General features: G+C 44.9%; 22 protein-coding genes and 1 pseudogene. 6 read left to right on the forward strand and 17 right to left on the reverse strand.

Translation table 11 applies throughout. The features are described 5' to 3' along the window. Positions 1-2 precede the first annotated feature (2 nt). The 11 genes and pseudogenes from L659_RS1000000124135 to L659_RS0117175 all read right to left on the reverse strand — a co-directional run bounded on the left by L659_RS1000000124135 (position 3) and on the right by L659_RS0117175 (position 7,084). Positions 3-191: a DUF6890 family protein gene (locus L659_RS1000000124135; protein WP_425607974.1), complete on the reverse strand. Its 189-nt coding sequence runs from the start codon at positions 189-191 to the stop codon at positions 3-5. After that, positions 167-454, reverse strand: a complete 288-nt coding sequence (locus L659_RS0117130; RefSeq protein ID WP_010553474.1) for a putative phage tail assembly chaperone — start codon at positions 452-454, stop codon at positions 167-169. Before L659_RS0117130 ends, L659_RS1000000124135 begins: the two co-directional genes overlap by 25 nt. A 2-nt stretch (positions 455-456) precedes the next feature. Continuing rightward, positions 457-1,077 (reverse strand): hypothetical protein, encoded by a 621-nt coding sequence (locus L659_RS0117135; protein ID WP_024591328.1) that lies wholly within the window; start codon positions 1,075-1,077, stop codon positions 457-459. Next, positions 1,077-1,526, reverse strand: coding sequence for a phage protein (locus L659_RS0117140; RefSeq protein WP_024591329.1), 450 nt, complete (start codon positions 1,524-1,526; stop codon positions 1,077-1,079). The genes L659_RS0117135 and L659_RS0117140 overlap by 1 nt, the downstream gene beginning before the upstream one ends. Positions 1,527-1,534: 8 nt before the next feature. Then, on the reverse strand, positions 1,535-2,635 hold the full coding sequence (locus L659_RS0117145; RefSeq protein WP_024591330.1) for a DUF2586 domain-containing protein: 1,101 nt from the start codon (positions 2,633-2,635) through the stop codon (positions 1,535-1,537). 22 nt (positions 2,636-2,657) lie between these two features. Then, on the reverse strand, positions 2,658-3,290 hold the full coding sequence (locus L659_RS0117150) for a phage virion morphogenesis protein (RefSeq protein ID WP_024591331.1): 633 nt from the start codon (positions 3,288-3,290) through the stop codon (positions 2,658-2,660). Beyond that, positions 3,283-3,756 carry a phage tail protein gene (locus L659_RS0117155; RefSeq protein WP_024591332.1) on the reverse strand — a complete coding sequence of 158 codons (474 nt, stop codon included), beginning with the start codon at positions 3,754-3,756 and terminating at the stop codon, positions 3,283-3,285. Before L659_RS0117155 ends, L659_RS0117150 begins: the two co-directional genes overlap by 8 nt. Beyond that, on the reverse strand, positions 3,753-4,190 hold the full coding sequence (locus tag L659_RS0117160) for a head completion/stabilization protein (RefSeq protein WP_024591333.1): 438 nt from the start codon (positions 4,188-4,190) through the stop codon (positions 3,753-3,755). Before L659_RS0117160 ends, L659_RS0117155 begins: the two co-directional genes overlap by 4 nt. Before the next feature lie 106 nt (positions 4,191-4,296). Continuing rightward, positions 4,297-5,042, reverse strand: a pseudogene (gpM, locus tag L659_RS01000000123065) (phage terminase small subunit). A 77-nt stretch (positions 5,043-5,119) separates the two neighbouring features. Further along, entirely contained in the window at positions 5,120-6,157 is a 1,038-nt protein-coding gene (locus L659_RS0117170) for a phage major capsid protein, P2 family (RefSeq protein ID WP_024591334.1), read from the reverse strand. A gap of 42 nt (positions 6,158-6,199) precedes the next feature. Beyond that, a complete protein-coding gene (locus L659_RS0117175) occupies positions 6,200-7,084 on the reverse strand; it encodes a GPO family capsid scaffolding protein (RefSeq protein ID WP_024591335.1) in 885 nt (294 codons plus the stop codon). A 192-nt stretch (positions 7,085-7,276) separates the two neighbouring features. Between L659_RS0117175 and L659_RS0117180 the strand changes: the two genes are divergently transcribed. Genes L659_RS0117180 through lysC form a run of 5 tightly spaced genes read left to right on the forward strand, consistent with a single transcriptional unit; the run spans position 7,277 to position 11,087 of the window. After that, complete coding sequence (locus L659_RS0117180; RefSeq protein ID WP_050581848.1) at positions 7,277-9,061, forward strand: terminase large subunit domain-containing protein; 1,785 nt, start codon at positions 7,277-7,279, stop codon at positions 9,059-9,061. Further along, positions 9,061-10,125, forward strand: a complete 1,065-nt coding sequence (locus L659_RS0117185; protein WP_024591337.1) for a phage portal protein — start codon at positions 9,061-9,063, stop codon at positions 10,123-10,125. The genes L659_RS0117180 and L659_RS0117185 overlap by 1 nt, the downstream gene beginning before the upstream one ends. After that, on the forward strand, positions 10,122-10,448 hold the full coding sequence (locus tag L659_RS0117190) for a phage holin family protein (protein WP_002960036.1): 327 nt from the start codon (positions 10,122-10,124) through the stop codon (positions 10,446-10,448). The genes L659_RS0117185 and L659_RS0117190 overlap by 4 nt, the downstream gene beginning before the upstream one ends. Further along, the gene (locus L659_RS0117195) at positions 10,448-10,864 is read left to right on the forward strand and encodes a hypothetical protein (RefSeq protein ID WP_024591338.1); all 417 of its coding nucleotides are present in this window, start codon (positions 10,448-10,450) and stop codon (positions 10,862-10,864) included. The genes L659_RS0117190 and L659_RS0117195 overlap by 1 nt, the downstream gene beginning before the upstream one ends. Beyond that, positions 10,818-11,087 carry an Rz1-like lysis system protein LysC gene (gene lysC, locus L659_RS1000000124140; protein WP_442960115.1) on the forward strand — a complete coding sequence of 90 codons (270 nt, stop codon included), beginning with the start codon at positions 10,818-10,820 and terminating at the stop codon, positions 11,085-11,087. Before L659_RS0117195 ends, lysC begins: the two co-directional genes overlap by 47 nt. Here lysC and L659_RS0117205 read toward each other — a convergent pair whose 3' ends face one another. After that, on the reverse strand, positions 11,088-11,333 hold the full coding sequence (locus tag L659_RS0117205; protein WP_024591340.1) for a hypothetical protein: 246 nt from the start codon (positions 11,331-11,333) through the stop codon (positions 11,088-11,090). A gap of 343 nt (positions 11,334-11,676) precedes the next feature. Between L659_RS0117205 and L659_RS0117210 the strand changes: the two genes are divergently transcribed. After that, complete coding sequence (locus L659_RS0117210) at positions 11,677-11,922, forward strand: ogr/Delta-like zinc finger family protein (protein ID WP_024591341.1); 246 nt, start codon at positions 11,677-11,679, stop codon at positions 11,920-11,922. Between the two features lie 64 nt (positions 11,923-11,986). Here the strand turns inward: L659_RS0117210 and L659_RS0117215 are convergent, their stop codons facing one another. From L659_RS0117215 to L659_RS0117235, 5 genes are all read right to left on the reverse strand, one after another. Beyond that, positions 11,987-12,214 (reverse strand): Acb2/Tad1 domain-containing protein, encoded by a 228-nt coding sequence (locus L659_RS0117215; RefSeq protein WP_024591342.1) that lies wholly within the window; start codon positions 12,212-12,214, stop codon positions 11,987-11,989. Between the two features lie 30 nt (positions 12,215-12,244). After that, the gene (locus L659_RS0117220) at positions 12,245-12,613 is read right to left on the reverse strand and encodes a hypothetical protein (protein ID WP_024591343.1); all 369 of its coding nucleotides are present in this window, start codon (positions 12,611-12,613) and stop codon (positions 12,245-12,247) included. Between the two features lie 97 nt (positions 12,614-12,710). Continuing rightward, complete coding sequence (locus L659_RS0117225) at positions 12,711-13,109, reverse strand: hypothetical protein (protein ID WP_024591344.1); 399 nt, start codon at positions 13,107-13,109, stop codon at positions 12,711-12,713. After that, positions 13,096-13,338, reverse strand: coding sequence for a hypothetical protein (locus L659_RS0117230; protein WP_024591345.1), 243 nt, complete (start codon positions 13,336-13,338; stop codon positions 13,096-13,098). Before L659_RS0117230 ends, L659_RS0117225 begins: the two co-directional genes overlap by 14 nt. Next, positions 13,331-13,612, reverse strand: a complete 282-nt coding sequence (locus tag L659_RS0117235) for a hypothetical protein (RefSeq protein ID WP_024591346.1) — start codon at positions 13,610-13,612, stop codon at positions 13,331-13,333. The genes L659_RS0117230 and L659_RS0117235 overlap by 8 nt, the downstream gene beginning before the upstream one ends. Between the last annotated feature and the right edge of the window lie 4 nt (positions 13,613-13,616).

Genomic DNA, 13,616 nt, shown 5'->3' on the forward strand with positions numbered 1-13,616 from the left:
CATTACTCGCTTAGTGCTTGGCATATGCCGTTATTTACAGCAACTACAAAGTTTTCTTGCTGCTGCGTTTCGAGGTATAGCGCTTGCGCTAGGCTCTCTTGTGTGGCAGTAACCGCGCCAAAATACTTGGCGTGGTATGCCTGTAGCTGATCTAACCGAGACTTGCCTATTTGCTTGGCTCGGTCTTCGATTTTTTTACCGTAAAATTAAACTCCGGTTGATACTCTTCAACAATTGCGCCCACTAAAAATAATGCTGCGCCTGGCTGTTGCACTAGCTCTTTTAATTTTTTAGCGTCTTCTTGCACTACGGTGTTTAATACAAAGTTAGTTGCCGGCTGCACTTTGTTGTTTGGCTGCGTAGAGTTGATGTATTTGTTGTAGTCGGCTGCGTTTACGTTAAATGTAATTTCGCCTACCGGTGTTTCTAATGTGATTTTTTTCTCGAACGCCATGATTATTTACTCGCTTTAATGTCGGATTGGTTTAGCAATGTGTATGTAAAATACGGGCCGTACTTGGCTGCTGACTGGTCACACAAATTAATGAACTCGTCAAAGTCGTTTGGGTTAGCTAGCACTTGGCAAGCTGCAGACCACTTATCAACTTGGGTTGATGTGGTTTTGCTGTTTGCGCGGTGGCAGTTAATACCAAAGTAACCTTGCTGTAGCTCGGCTTGTGGTGTGACTTCCGTGTCTAACTCGGTGTTTTTGTCGTTGTCGCGCAGGACAACAACAGGTTTGTGCTGCACTAGGGCGCGGTATTTGCCCTGGTGATAACCCAGCTTCCATAAACTTTTATGCTGCCCTGCAATAAGTACTGCAGTGCCATCTATGTTCATTGGGTTTTGACGCCAGTAAATACCGGCGTCGGTGGTTGCTTTGTATTGCTTTAATTGCCACTCGCCGCCTTGCTGATACAGCACGCAAATAACATCGTTAAAGGTATTGGCGCGTGTGTTGTTGTGACGAATACCTATGATGTTTAGGTTTAATTCGCCCTCGAACACGCGGTAGCCGCAGGCCTTTAAAGTGCTAAGCAATGTTGCGGCAGTTAGTTTGCGAATGGCTTTGGTCATTACAAGTCTCTCACTTCATCAGATGTTAGGTACGGCACGCCGTTAATTTTTACAAAGTCGGGACTGGTGATCGGACACTTAATTGATGTCGTGTCTTCTTCGCCGCCGTCGGCTTTAATGTTTAGAATTTCGTCTAGTTGCGGCAGGCAGCCAAACGTTTCAATGTTCTTTTTGCCTGCTGCTACTTCGGCGTTAAATGCTACGTCGAACGGCTCAATGCCTTTCCAGCTACCCGCTTTTGCCGCTTGCGCTTGCACAATTAGCCAGTTTTCGTGGTCTAGCTTTAGAGTTACTTCGCCTTCTACGTCGCCGTCGATAAAGCCTTTTGGTACGCCACGCACTTTTTTAACTGTGCGGCCGTCGGTGATTTTTACGGTTGCTTCGATTACGTGCACCATTGAATTACCAATGAAAATATCGAAGTCTTTACCGCCTAGTACTTTTTGCATGTTCGCTCCTACTCTGCGTTATCTAACATGATGCCAACTATGATGGTGTTGGGTGAATCGATTGGCTTAACTTTTAGGACGACTTGCAATGTAGTTGCGTTCATAAACGTTAGGCTAATGCTGTCGTCTTTTGGCGTGTCGATTAAGCCCGGGAACTTGTCGGCACCAATGTTAATTGAGCGCGCCATTTCGCGTAGCGGCTTGCCCATGATGCGCTTGCCAAATTCAATGCCGCTGGCGCTGTTGTTTAAGCGGCGGTTTTTAATGTTTTGAATTGCAATAATGCGCACGTCGCGTGCGGCCTTATCGACAATGCGGCCTGTTTCGATTTGCTGAAAGTCGCCGCCTTCGGCATCTAACATGTTTACGTCGCCAAAATATGTGCCGTCAAAGTCTGGGTAAAACTGCGTGCAACTAAATCGCAGTGCGTCTAGCGCGGCTGTGGTTGAGTTGGTTAGCGGTTTGCCTGCGGCATCTTCCGGATGCGGCATTAGTGACATTGCCCCCGTAAGTACGCGCATTGGGCTATCGGCAATAGTGACTGCGCTTTTACATAAACGCCCAGTTACTGCGCCTAGCTCGTCGCCAAATAACAAAGGAACAACAGCTGTTTGCGGTGCTACTACGCCGTCGGTGATTGGCTGTAATGCGGTTACTAAATCAGACCAGTTTTGCAGCTCGGTTAGCCCTGGCGCTGCTACTAAAAAGCGCACTCGGCGAGCAAGGCTTGCTAGTATTTCAAGCGCTTTAGCTTGATAGCTTTCTACTTCGGCTTTGCCTGTTACTGGCGTACAAATAACAATGATTTCTGGACTTACGTCTTGATCCATTGCTTCGTCAATAAGCGCCATTACGTCGGCGTCGATTGCGTGCGCTATTGCATAACCACTTACTAGGTCGTCGCCGTTGCGCTGCCATGCTTTAACTTGGGTTTTTAACGGTGAGTCGGCTACGCCAAACTCAGCATCAAAGTCGCTTTGTGCATTAATGGGTAGAATTTTGCCGTTGTTTTCGGCCGCTTGGCCTATGAACAATACGGTGCGTTCTACCTGTTTTGTAGCGCCACTGCCTGTTTGAATGGCGGCAACGGATACTTTACCTTGTGCCATGGTCGTTCCTTTTTTGCTTGCGCTACGCCACTTGCATAGCTTTGTTTAAAATAAAATTCATTTGCTCTTTTTGCTCTGGCATTGTTTGCCCCAAAAAGGAGCGGGCCGGTAAATCAATTTTCCATGTGCTCTTGCCTGAGCTGCCCTTTAATTCGCGCAGTAAAAACCCTGCTTGGTTTTTGCTTAGGTTTGCTGTTATCCACTTTATGCTTGGCCGCTTGCTGCCCTTGCCTTTGCCGCGCGGTATTTTGTAACCCTCGGCTATTAATGCGCGGGCTAAGTTGCGCGTGGCTGGGCCTTCTTTATTTTGTGCGGCACTGCTTTTTGGCTTGCCTGCATCTAGGCTTATACCTTCTTGGTGTGCGCGGGCTATTTTTCCGCTGTTGCCGCCTTTAAAATATACGCTTGCGCTATTTGCGCCGTAGCGCACTTTCATGTTTCGCTTTAGCTTGGTTAGCATTTTCTTTTTTTTGCCGTTGGCGCGGCCCTGCCATGTTTTACCGGCTAAATCGCTTTGCCTGGTAATGCGCTCTTTACTGCTTTTGTTTGCTGCACGTATTGCGCTGCGCAATATGTTGCGGCGCTTTTGCGGCTTAAGCTGTAAAAACGCTAACTGCTCTTTACTGCGGCCTTCGTCAAACTTGAGGTTAAGCACGGCTTACTTGGCCTTCAAGTATGAACGCTTCTGCTATCCACAGGCTTTGCTCGCCAAAGTCGTAACGGTTGCCGTTAAATTCAAACGGGCCGTTGGGCGCTTGTATTAGTTCTATGTCTTCGCATAGCTGGTTTATCGTTAGCTCTACTTCGTTGCTGTTGTCGTCGTTAACGTCGGCGCTAAATTCAATGTCGGCGCTGTCGTATCGCCCGCCGTTGTTTTGCAGCCAAAACGATGCAAAGGCACAAATAAGTGCGGCCGGTGCTGCGCATGGGTTTATGCTGATCACTCCTGAGTAATAAAACCTTGCTGCCAATATGCCATTGCCGTTAATGGTTTTGCTACTTGGCTCTATGCGGCCGCCTTCTATCCAGCTGTCGAACTGGGTACTTAGCGCTAGGTTGCGGCCTTGGTATTCTGCGGTTGCTAAATGCTGCTTAAGTTTTGCTATTTTGCTTTGGCTCATAGTAGCTCTACCGTTAAGTTAGGGCTTAAGCCCTGCAGTTGGCGCATGGCGTTTATGCTTTGGCGTTGCCAGTATTCGTGGTTATCTATTGCCGCTTGGCTTTGTGCTGTTGCGCTGTCGCGGTGCGTACTGCCTAGCTTTGATACCAGTAAATTTGCTTTAGCTTTGCTGTAAACCGCCCACTCATAAAACATCGTTTTCGCGGCGCTTAGCGTTTGGCCATTGGTAAGCTGTGTATTTGCTAGCTCTTGGTTAATTTCGGCCTGCGCGTAAAGTAGCTTTTCTAGCAGTACGTCGCTTTTGCTGGCGTACTCTTGGGCTATTGCGTAGTGCTCAATAAAATGGGCGGTGCTTAGCGCTGGGTAATAGCCGCTGGCTTCAATGATTACATTGACGCTTTGTAAATCTGCCTGTGGCATACCGCTTAAGTTCATATTGCACCTTTAAAAACACACGTTAAATTGGGTGCGGGCGCCACTTAGTCACGCGCGTTAAGCAAGTAATGCTAACGTTGTGCTAAGTTGCCCGCTGGCGTTGGAGCTAGTTAGCGGTTTGCTGCTCTGGCTCCGCTGGTTTAATCATTTTTTGCAATTCTTTTATCAGGGTTTTAACGCCTGCTTTGTCGTTAATGGATTGGGCTATTTTTGCAAAGTAAATTGCGTTGCCTAGGTTAAGCTGGGCTTTGTTAACTTTTGCGGCGATGGCGTAAAGCTTGCCGCCTACCACTTCCAGCCCTGACCAGTCTTGGTTTTTAACCACAAAAATTAAGCGGCGCAGTGTAAAGCCAATGTCGTACAGGCCTTGTTGTTGCGATTCGGCAAGGTAGTAATTTGCGTCGTCGTATAGTTGGTCGATAACGAACGCCGCCCAATGCTTGGTATTAAACACGGTTGGCAGTGGTTGCTTTTGCTCGATCATTAACGGCAATAAATCCATTACTGCATCCCAGCGCTTTAAATCAACTAACCAAATAAACACCCATGCCAACACTTTATTGTGGTGACTTTGCTCGCTTAGGCGATATTGGTTTATGTACGCTAGGTAGCCTTGGCGTTCTAGCGCTTCTGATTTGTATGTTGCTTTGTCGCTAATGTCGGCAAATGTTTTTAATTGAGCCAAGTCGGATTCTATAGCTGCTGCATAAAGCTGGTACTCGGTTTGCTCGTTTACGGTTGCTGGCGCATTGGCTTGAGTGGCGNGGCGTTAGCCGCTGCCGTTGGCGCTTTATTTTCAGTGCTTGTTGGTACTGCTTTAGCTTTGGCTAATGATTTTTTGAAAAGGCTCATTTAAAAATACTCGCTAATTGTTAAAAAAAGCCGCCCCGAAACTAGGGAGAAAGAGGCGGCTTGCTGCTGCTAAAAAACTATTCCCAGCCGGTGCCTGCTTTGTTTGGCAGTTTTACGTTGGCTGATTCGAAGTACGCTATTTTTTCGAGGTCTTCGATGTAGTAACAGTCGTTACGTGATAGGTAATCTTCTACACGTTTCTTTTTTGGGTTGTCTTCTACGTGGGTGCGGGTTGAGCCTGCTTGCACGTAGTGACTTAGGTTGTCGAAACTTGTTACTAAAATGCCGCGTGATGGAAAGAACGGAATTTTATAGCTGGCTAAGCCGCCATACGTTTTAATGATTTGCTCAAGTTCGATTTTGGTTTTTTCGCTTGGCGTGTGCGACTGCTTTGCATACAACTTGTTTTGGTCGTTTGCTAGCAGTTCGTCGCCAATGATGGCAACCATGTTTACGCGCTTGTGCTCTGGCACTGCTTGCAGTGCGTCGAACACGGCTTGGTCTAGGTTTTCGTAATCGCCACCGGTACCAATGCGAATTTCGTCAACGGTTGCGCCTTCGCTAATTGCGCGCTCTGGTGCGTCGCGGCGAATGAGTTGTAGCCAGCCGATATTTACGTCTTGCAGCATTGTGTTAGTTGCAATGTTTGTAAACGCTGCGGCTGATGTGCCATGAAAGCCAATTTTAATAATGTCGAGCGCGATTGCCTGGCGCACGTGATTACGATAGCGCTGATGGAAGTCGGGGAATTTTGACCACTGATCCATTTTTGCCCACGACAAATGAATATCACATTCTACTGGGTGACAACGGTATTCGCGTTTTGCTAGGCCTGCTACATCGCGCGTTTGGCGCTCTTTGCTGTCGTCGCCTTCTACACCTGCACGGCCTGTTACGCCACCGTCTACGCTCATCATTACTGATTGGCCTACGATGTCGTCTACTAGTGCGGTGTTGATTAGTTGTAGAAATTCTACCGAGTCGTATGTTGCGTCGTATAGGCGCTGTTCGGTTGTTGGCTCTACGTTGAACTGTTCGTTCATTGATGCTACGCCGTAGTTGCTGGCCATGCCTGCAAGTACTGCGACAAATAATTGTTTTGTTCTGGTTTTCATTTTCGTTCCTGCGCTTTGCTAAGTTAAGTTAGGGTGCTGCAATTACAAGCAGTTGCTGTATTTGCCTTCGTCGCCTTCGTGCTCTTCGTCGGCGTTGGTTGTGTCACCCGCAGGTGTTTTTAATGCTTTGGTAAACTTGTCGTTAAGCTCGTCAAGCGCTGCTTTTGTGCTTGATAGCTCTTCTTTAAGTTTTGTTAGCTCGGCTGACTCTTCGGCTGGCGGGGNGGCTGTTTCTTCTTCGCCTTCCACTTTAGTGGTTGAGAATGAATCAAGCTTTGTGGTTAGGCCGTCTAGCTTTTTGCCAAACTCTTCAAGCGGTGCGCCGAGTGCATCTTTTAATGCATTGGCTAATTGTGTTTCGTTCATGTCGGGTTCTTCCTTAGTGAATAGTCGTTTGAAAAAGGGTTTTTTAGGTGTGTCGATAGGCTCACATGACCCTAAGTCAACGTTTAATAAAGAGACTTCCGTGTCGTCTGCTTTGCTCTTACTACTGAAATGGGTGCGGTCGGTGTAGCAGCTTGCTGGGTAGTCGGTAACTGCTAGGCCGGTTAGGTAGGTTTTGCCAGTGCCCATGAAATCGCGGCTAATTTCGATGCTAAAATATACGGCTTGGTCGGCTTTGTTTAATGCTACAAACCCTTGGTTGGGTGCGAGCACGGCGTATAGGCACACTACGCCTTCTTCGTTTTCGTATGCTTCTACACTTACTACGTCGCCAAGCATGCCGGGTATGTCTACGTTGTGTAGGTTTTTAGCGGCCCAGCCTGACCAGTTAAATTCGTGATCAAGATTTATGCGTGCGCCGTATTTGCGTGGGTTGTAGGTTTCTACTATGTCGGCTACGTCTTGCTCTGTTATTTCGCGGCCGTCGACGGTCATGCCAACGGCGGCAATTGATAATGGTTTTGTGCGTAGTTGACCTGACATATAAACAAACCTTTTAAATGTTTTTTAATTAAGCTTAATGCTTTAAAGTAACTGCAGTTTGCACCCTCCTTTTGCACCTTTCCAACGGTTTAACTTTTTGAAATTCCTATATTTAACTTTTAGGAATGGGCAGGTTTTTAACAAACAGATTACGTGCTTTATTACTAATACACTGCCGCCATGGATTAATTAATGTGGCGCAATATGAAGGCTAACTACGGACCAGACGTACGCAAAAAAGCACAGGATTTGTATGTTGTTGAGGGCTATACCTACGAGGAAATAGCCGATTTAGCAGGCATGCCAAGTGCGCGCAGTGTTAGGCGTTGGTCTGAGGCTGAGAACTGGGCAGACATGTGCCCAACATATAATGCCGAAATGGCGTATAGCCGCCGCATTAATCTGTTAGCCGACAAAGACAATAAAACCGATGCTGAATATAAAGAGCTAGATTTTTGCACGCGCCAGCTGTGTGCGCTTAATAAAAGCAAGCTTGCGCCTGCCCCTAAACAGCGCGCTAACAATGACGATGCTATTGCTGGAAATAGTGGCGGCAGTGGCAAAAAGTCGAAGAAGAAAAAGAAAAATGATTGCTCTGGCATTACGCTTGAAATGCTTGACGAGCTTAAAGACAAACTTCTTTATCCCCACCAAAAACATTGGTTTGAAAACCAAGATCACCGCACCCGCTTTATTTTAAAGCCCCGACAAATTGGGGCTACTTTTTACTTTGCGTTTGAAGCGTTTGTTGATGCTGTTATTAATGGCCGTAATAAAATATTTATATCGGCGAGCCGTGATCAGGCTGAGGTATTTAAAGCCAATATTGTGGCGCTGGTGCGTGAGCATTTTAATGTTGAGCTGACCGGTTCGCCAATGGTGCTTAATTTGGCTGGCGGCAAAACTGTTAAGCTTATTTTTAAAAGCACTAATGCGCGTACTGCTCAGTCGGAAAGCGGCGACTTATATATAGATGAAGTTTTTTGGATTCCTAAATATAAGAGCTTGCGCGGCTTGGCGCAGGCTATGGCAACGCATAAGCATTTACGAATAACCTATTTTAGTACGCCGAGCGTTACGAGCCATGAAGCGTATGATCACTGGAACGGAAAGTGGTACCGCAAAACAAAAGCATGTAACGACCCTGAGTTTGCGATTGATGTTAGCCATAAAAGTTTAAAAAATGGCAGGCTTTGCGATGATGGCATTTGGCGACAAATGCTTACTGTGTACGATGTGGTTACCAGCGGGTTTGACCGCATTGACATTGGCAAGCTTGAAAACGAGTACAGTGTAGATGAGTTTAATAACTTGTTTATGTGCAAGTTTATTGATGATGCGCACAGTGCGTTTAACCTTAAACAGCTTATGAACTGCGTGGGCGATTCGACCAAGTGGCCTGACTTTGATTTAGATTACGAACGCCCTTACGGGTTAAAGCCGGTGGTTATTGGTTTTGACCCTGCGCGGTTTGGCGACAAAGCGAGCGTAGCTATTTTAAGTGCGCCAATGAAGCCTGGCGAAAAGTTTTTGCTGCTTGAAGCAATTGATTTAAGCGGTAATGATTTTGAAGCGATGGCAAGCGAAATAAAACTACTTACCGAAAAATACAACGTTGTGCACATTGGCGTTGACACTACTGGTATTGGTTACGGCGTGTGGGAGCTTATTACTAAGTTTTACCCTAACGCTGAGCCAATACATTACAACCCTATTATTAAAAACCGTATGGTTATTAAAGCAATTAACGTTATTCAAAACCGACGCCTTGAGTTTGACCAGGACGCGGTAAACATTGCTAGCTCGTTTATTAATATTCGCCGTAAAGTTGTTGGCGACCAAATTACATATGCTACTAACCGCACGGCCACTACGGGCCATGCCGATATTGCGTGGGCAATTATGCATGGCTTATTATTCGAACCACTCGACGGCAACGCCCATAGCCGCCAAACATCTGTAGGAATTGCAGCTTAATGAAACCACGATTACAAGTAAGCAACGGCCAAGCGCCTAATTACAACCAACGAACTGCGGTGACTGATGCGTTTAGTTTTGGCGACCCCGAGCCGTGCTTAGATAACAGGCTAACAGATTACGTTGGTGTATTTAGTGACAGCAACGGCATTTATGCGCCGCCCATTAGTTTGCAGGGTTTAATTAAACTGCTGCGCGTTAATGCCCAGCACGGCCCCATTTTGTATTTTAAGCGCAACATGATTTTAAAATGGTATAAGCCTAACCCGCTTTTAAGTCATCAATCTTTAAGTAAGTTTGGCTTTGATTTGCTGTGGAGCGGCAACGCTTATTTGCAAATTATTAAAAATTCGTTTGGGCAAATTATTAAACTGCGCCACCTGCCTGCACTGACTATGCGCTATACGAGTACGCGCGGTGTGTATGCGCAATTAAGCAACCGCAGTCATGAGCCTATTTATTTTAATGCGGGCGAAATTATACATGTAAAAGAGTACGACCCGGGGCAAGGCATTTACGGTATACCGCAATATTACGGTGGCATTCAGTCGGCATTATTAAATGAAGATGCGACTTTGTTTAGGCGCCGGTATTACAAGAACGGTGCGCATATGGGCTTTATATTTTCAATGGCTGATCCTAATTTAAGCGCTGAAGACGAAACGGCATTAAAAGATGCAATACGCGATAGCAAAGGTGTGGGTAACTTTAGAAGTTTGTTTTTTAATTTTAGAAGTAATAAGGCCGATGCCGAAAAGGCGATAAACATTACGCCGGTTGGCGATATATCTACCAAAGATGAATTTGAGCGAATTAAAAAAATTACGCTTAACGACATGCTAAGCATGCACCGTGCACAAGAAGCGCTAAGCGGCCAGTCTTCTGGTGACAAAAACGGTTTTGGTGATTTAGATAAAATTACCCGCGCATATTACAACAATGAAGTTGTGCCAATGCAGCAAGACGTTTTAGGTATTAATAATTATTTACCTGCCGCGCAGCATATTGAATTTAAAGAGCCTGAATATTCAGACCTTAACCCAACACCCAAGGATGACGCATGAGCTGGATAGATATAGTTGAATTTATTAAACAGTGGGGGCAGTTGCTTATGTTGAGCTTTTTAGCGGCGGCTATACAAATGTATTTAAGCCGTAAGGTATTTACGTTTTTTCATTATTTTATGAGTGTGTTAATTGCTGTTTTTGCTGCGTACTTGGCAGCTATGTTTTGCGAGTGGCGGCAATTTGATGAAAGTTTAAAAACGGGCGTTATTGGTGTAACGGCTTATGCGGCCCCGCACATTTTGGAGGGGATCAATAAATTTATTGAAACGTTTAGCAAAGACCCAAAGGGCTTTATTAAATTAATTAGGGGCGGCAAATAATGGGTTGGCTTACTTTGTTTAAATTGCTTAAAAATAATTTTAGCTTTGTTTTAATTGCGGCGGCTTTGTTTGTGGCGGGTGTTTTTTATATTCAAACGTTGCATTTAAAAGTTAGCGTTAACGATGCCGCGCTAGTAAATGCATCGCTACTAAGCGAGGTTGATTTGCTAGAGCAAAACAGCGACCAGCTGTTAGCGACGTTAAATAATGAGCAGTTGCAACGCGAGCGGCTTGAAGCTGAGATTGCAAATTCTCAGGCCAGGCTAAACAGCTTTATGCAAAAAACATCGATGCTTGAGCAAATAAGCAAAAGCAAAACCAAACAACTTAACGATATAGCGAGTAATAAAAATGAAACAGATTGCATTAATGCTGATATGCCTGCTGGGGTTATTGGGTTGCACGCTAACCCCTGAACCTAAAGAGCGGGTTGTTATTCAAACGAGGTATAAATATTTACTGCTTGATGATTGGATTGTTACCCCGGTAGCGCACCCGACTTTGCAGGGCGTAAAGTGGAAAAGCCTGAGCAGGCTAGCAATCGAATATAGCAGCGCATTAACGCAGTGCAATTCACAACTGCAAGCGGCCAAAAATGTGGCTGACAGCAAGCTAGAAAAAACAAGCGCTAGTGATTAACTAGCGATTTTTCCAATCAAGCTCTTTTACTTTTTCAACCTTCCCCGCCGTGACCTCAAGACGATTAAGTGCTCTTGTTAAATTTGGGCTTTTTACGCCATTAAGTAACGCGGCATTTGTTTTACCAATGCCGCGAACTAAGTAATCGCTAAGCGCCGATTTTATATCTTCACTGGTACTTTTACCAAACGACAAAAGCACATCTAACCGCTCTTGGCTTTGTGAGCCTTTATATAAATACTTCATAATTTATTTATCGCTTAAGTGATAATTAATTCATTATATTTCAATATTCAACAAATGCCCACCTATTTGATCTTTATGCTGTCACTTTGTGTCAAACATTGTCACATTTTTGTCATTACGATCCTTTTCAATTGTCATTCAGATCCTTTGGTTATAAGGGCTAGCCCAAAATGGCCTGTCACTGAGGGTGTCAATTGAACGCATTTTTTGCACGAAAGCGGAAGGCGAGGAGGAGTGATTTTTTTAGCTTGTTGATTCTCAGGCAATAGTTAAATGGTTATTTGTAACGCACTCAACCACTGTATATAATGACAGTGTGATTTATTAACTATTGGGGTTTATTATGGCGCGGGTTACTTGTCCGAATTGCGAATCTAAAGCTACGATTACATCGCGTGAAACGCAAAGTGCGCACGTAGTAAATTTATATTGCTCTTGCACTAATACTCGCGAGTGCGGGGCAACGTTTCGCATTACCCAATCGTTCGATCACTTCTTAAACCCTCCGGTACAAACCACACAGCAATTAGCCGCCGCACTTATTAAAAGCCTACCTCGCGAACAGCAATTGGAATTAGTTGGGCTATAGTCTTTACTTTATTTCACGCATTAAAAAGCCCGTATTAAACGGGCTTTTTTTTGGGTGGTGTTTTCTAAAAGCCTTCTGGCTGAGCCACTGCTCTAACCGCAGCCATAATGCCTTGCTGCAAATGTGTTTCTGCAATAGAAATCCACCGCTGATCTAACGTGTCACCACGAGAACGCATAGCCTCAATAACATTTTTCAAGCGCTCACCCTCCGCTTTAATATCATTCATGTCATTAATTTCTTGCTGGTTAAGCTCTCTATAGCCTTTAATTTTTTTGTGCTGGTTTTCCATTTTCTTATCCTTTTTGATTATTGGCGTTACTTACTGTCGGCGCGAGTTGTATGTTGACTGGTTTTGCTGTGGCGCATTTTGCGGCTGATCATACTGCCCTTGATATTGCGGCGGTGCGTAACCTTGGTTTTGGCTTTGGTGGTTTTGGTTATTATTTGCTTGGCCGTTCTGGCTTTCGCTTTCCCAAAAAATATATAATTTTAACGGGCCTTGTTGATTAATTGGCATTGTGTCTAGCTCAATCTCTACGCTTTCGCTGCCGCCTTGGTTGTTGCTCGGCCATTTAGTAGCACGGCCTAAAGTGGCGTAACGGTTTTTGGTTTCGTTCCCCTGCTGGTATTTTTCGGCAATACAAGCAACACGGCCTTTATCTAGTGGTTTGTTATTTTGTGGGTGCATAGTGCGTTTCCTTTTTGGTTAATGTTTTATTTAATGATTTGTGTTTAACAACTGAGTGGTACACCCAGTTGCGACGTTTAACGTTTGGTTTCATTGATCACCATAATTCGCTTAATTCTTTTTCTAACTGCATTTGCATTAATCGCTCTTCTAGCAGTTCGCGCTTTGACTTGCTGCGCTGCTGGTATTGCGGGCGCGGCTCTTGGTTTTCGTGGTGCGGCATTTTGGCCGGTGCGCTTACTGTTTTTGGTGAAACAATTCGCGCCTTTTTAGTGCTTGGCTTTGCTGTTGTTTTTATTTGCCCGGTGCGAAATTTATATTCTTTTCGCTCGCAACCGCAGCCCTGGACATGACCTAAATTATCTTTGCGCACTACGCGAGTGGTGCCGCATACGCATTTACACATAAAATGCTGCACCCCTCGGTTGCGTCGGTCTTCGTTTAGTACTGTCCAATTATTGAAAACGTCACCCGCTGTTATTTTACCTGTGGCCATGTTCGTTCTCCTGAAATTTAACCTCTAGTTCTTTTAATAATTTTTTAAGCTCTTTATCAAGTGTTAGCATTTGTCGTGGGTGTAAACATTCATCGCACACAAATTTTACGTATTTGAAGCTAAATGCACCGCCCCTTAAAACACCCATTTCTTTTTTAATCGCCGCAAAAATTTCAATGCCGCAGTAAATTTTGTTTTTATGTGCATCGTCTTGCTTGGCCTTAAGCATGGGGATCACTCCCAACCAATAAGCGTGGGCGCTTAAATAGCAATGCGGCATTTTGTAGCTGGTCAATAGTGACTCTGCGGCCGTCAATAGCGACGACTTTAATTTTGCTCACTGGGTCGTTTTCTTCAATAATTTCGTACCGTGAGTTCTTTTTAATATTTTCAATACTGCGGTTACCATCTTTTAGCGACTCGCCAAAGGCATGCCCTAATGTTCTCGCTGTATAAAATAACCCGGTTGAAAGCATTTTTTCTGCTGCTGAGTGAGTATTCATATTT

The organism is Pseudoalteromonas sp. S8-8, from assembly GCF_000497875.1.
Classification (GTDB): domain Bacteria; phylum Pseudomonadota; class Gammaproteobacteria; order Enterobacterales; family Alteromonadaceae; genus Pseudoalteromonas; species Pseudoalteromonas arctica.